Source organism: Candidatus Micrarchaeia archaeon, assembly GCA_041650355.1.
Lineage (GTDB): Archaea > Micrarchaeota > Micrarchaeia > Anstonellales > Bilamarchaeaceae > JAHJBR01.
Map to the genome: position 1 here is coordinate 1 of JBAZLI010000091.1, position 3,355 is coordinate 3,355.

Annotated in this window: 2 protein-coding genes; both read left to right on the plus strand. The window is 52.5% G+C overall.

The features are described from left to right. Positions 1-1,972: threonine--tRNA ligase (locus WC488_05100; protein ID MFA5077773.1), on the plus strand; the 1,972-nt coding region annotated here is incomplete at its 5' end. Between the two features lie 199 nt (positions 1,973-2,171). Continuing rightward, complete coding sequence (locus tag WC488_05105; protein MFA5077774.1) at positions 2,172-3,269, plus strand: type IV toxin-antitoxin system AbiEi family antitoxin; 1,098 nt, start codon at positions 2,172-2,174, stop codon at positions 3,267-3,269. The last annotated feature ends 86 nt before the right edge of the window (positions 3,270-3,355 follow it).

Below are 3,355 nucleotides of genomic sequence, written 5' to 3' on the forward strand. Positions count from 1 at the left end.
ATTCTGTCGCAGAAAGAAAAACACCGCGCGCGGCGGCCTGCCCGCGGCGCCGGATAAAAAGAGGCTCGTCATGAAAACACTCGGAATACACACGAACTACTTCCGCTTCAGGGCCACGGAAAAAGCCATGAAGGACGCCGAAGCGATAACGGAAATGGAATTTTCGCTCGAAGAGGACTGCATGGTCGTCTACATCGGCGTGGAGAAAGCCGACGAGAAGGCGCCCCACGTGGTCACTCAAAAACTCGTGGCCGACACTATCAGGCGCGCGGAAACCCTCAAGGTGAAAAAAGTCATCGTGTACCCCTACGTGCACCTGACGCAGGACCCCGGAGCGCCCCGCACCGCCCTCTCGATCCTGAAAAACACCAAGAAACTCCTGGCGGACAGCGGCCTGGACGTGGTCCGCGCCCCCTTCGGCTGGTACAAGGCCTTCGAGGTGTCCGCGAAGGGGCACCCCCTCTCCGAGTGGAGCGGCTCGTTCTCCGTCGAGGAGGGCGAGGAGAAAGCCGCGAAGGAAGAAGCGGAAAACGCCGGGAAAGACAAGTTCACCCGCTTCGTGCTGGTGGACACCGAGGGCAACGAGTTCGACGTGACCCCCGCGGATTTCCAGAAATGCAGGATATTCAACAACAAGGAACCGGTCTACAAGCTCCTCAAGCGGTTCGTCTCCAACGAGTTCGGCAAGGGCGTGGACACGGCGAAGACTCCGAAACACATCGAGTTCATGCAGCGGCTGGAACTGGTGGACTACTGCGACGCCTCGGAAAAAGGACATTACAAGTGGTACCCCAAGGGTCACTTCATCCAGAAGCTTATTCTCGAATACGCGGCGAAGCTGGCGCACGACTGGGGCGCCATGGAGATGAAGAACCCGCTGGTGATCCGGGGAGACAACAACGTGGTGGGCGAACTCATGGGCGAGTTCCACGAGCGGGATTACAAAGTCGACGGCGGGCGCGGCGTGTGCTACCTGCGCTACGCCTCGGACCCCCTGGGCTTCCCCTTCATGCAGAAGGTGCGCTTCAGCTACAAGCAGTCGCCGCTGAAAGTGTACGAGGAGGCGATCTGCTTCCGCAACGAGCAGGAAGGCGAGGTGAGCGGCCTCAAGCGCGTGCGCAATTTCATGATGACGGACATGCACGCCGCCTGCGCCACCACCGAAGAGGCGAAACAAGAATTCGAGGACCTCTGCTTCCTGTTCCAGAAGCTGATGAACGACATCATCGCGCGCGGCCGCTGGGTGCTGGGCTGGGAAGGCACGGTGGATTTCTACAACGACAATAAAGAGTGGCTCATCAGCATCTGCAAACGCATGAAAGTCCCCTCTTTCTTCAAGCTGATGCCCGAAATGTCTCACTACTACGCTATAAAGAACGAGTACCAGAGCATCACCGAGGACGAGAGCAACATCCAGGTGTCCACCGTGCAGTGGGACGTGAAGGACGGAGAAAGATTCGACATCGGGTTCGTGGATGAAGACGGAAAGAAACACGCTTCCCCGGTGATCCTGCACGCCTCCAGCTTCGGCAGCATAGAACGGACACTGTGCACGATCCTGGAAAACATCGCGATAGACATAAACCAGGGCAAACCGGCCATGTTCCCTGTGTGGATGGCGCCCACCCAGGTGCGCTTGTGCCCGGTCAAGGATGAGTTCATCGAATTCGCCGACGGCCTCTGCAAACAGTTCGACGACGCGGACGTGCGCTGCGACCTGGACGACCGCCCGGACACCGTGAGCAAAAAAATCCGCAACGCGGAGCGCGAGTGGATTCCCTACATATTAGTTGTGGGTGAAAAAGAAAAGGAGTCCGGCGAACTGATGGTGCGCATCCGCGAAACAGGGCAGCAGGAGAAGATGCCCTTCGACACCCTGGTACAGCGCATCCACGGAGAGGCGAAGGGCATGCCCTTCCGCCCGCTCCCCCTGCCCCGCCTCGTCAGCAAACGCCCGATTTTCTTCGGGTAAAGACGTAAAGAAGAGAAGAAATCAACATATTTTCCAAGAATCCTTCAGTTTCGGGCCAATCATTTTATTTTTACCATATATAGGCTTTTCAGCAAACGCTGAAACAGCATGTTTAGGTGAAATACGGCTTGACATCGCCATGTTTCGCCAATATAATTATTTTCAACATACGTTGAAACAGGTGGTTATGGTGAAACAAATGGATTCAGAGCAAAAAACAAAACTAATAACAGATGCCATGGCAGCATTGATCAAATGTTTAGAAGGTGTGCCTTTTATTTGTGGTTCATCTTCTAAGATTCCAGGGCCGTGGGAGTCAAATCCTCCGGTGGAAATGATTGTGGAAGTGGAACTATCTGATCTGAAAAAACATGAAATAATAGTTGAGGTGAGAAATAACGGCCAACCCCGTTATGCTCGAGATGCAATAAATAAATTACTCGATTATTTGGAGTATTATCCTCCAGGAGCGTATGGTGTTTTCATTGCTCCTTATATTTCTCCGGAAGCCGCAGAACTATGCACGAAAAAAAACATCGGGTACACAGACCTATCAGGCAACTGTAAATTGAGTTTTGACGGCGTGTACATAGAGAAGAAAGGCAATCCGAACCGCTATGCCGAAAAACGCGGCCTGCGCTCCCTTTATTCTCCAAAAGCGGAAAGAATCCTGAGAACACTTATGAATGTTTCTATTCCAGGCTTCAAGATAACAGAAAGAAACTGGCAGGTAAAGCACATGGCCCAGGATGCGAATGTCAGCCTGGGGCACGTCTCGAATGTAATGAAGTTGCTGAGAGACCGGGAATGGATCCTTGGTGATAAAAATGGTTTTGTTCTAAAGAAACCGGAGTTACTTCTTGCGGAATGGAAAGACAATTATTCTTTTCGCAGAAACGAAGTGCGCAATTTTTATTCAATGAGCGACCCGGCCCGGATTGAGTACGCCCTTTCCGATGTTTGCGGGAAAGGAAACATAAAATACGGGCTGACCTGCTTTTCCGGAGCCGCGCGGCTCGCTCCGGAAGTTAAATACCAGAGGGTAATGGCTTATATAGGGGACAACTCAGACATGGAACACATTGTTTCCTCGCTGGGCTTAAAAGAGGTGTCTAGTGGGGCAAACGTGAGTTTGATGATTCCGTACGATGAAGGAGTCTTTTACGAAAGTAGAAAAATGGATGGTGTCATAATAGTTTCGCCGGTGCAGATATACCTGGACCTGACCGGGTTTCGCGGCAGGGGGGAAGAAGCGGCGGAAGCTCTTCTTGAAAGAATGTTGAAAAAGTCATGGTGAGCAAACGAGATTATACGAAAGAGGCTGTTGAAGCGGCCAGGTCAGTACTACTGGAAGTAATGCATGTTCTGGGAGCTTTCCAAAAA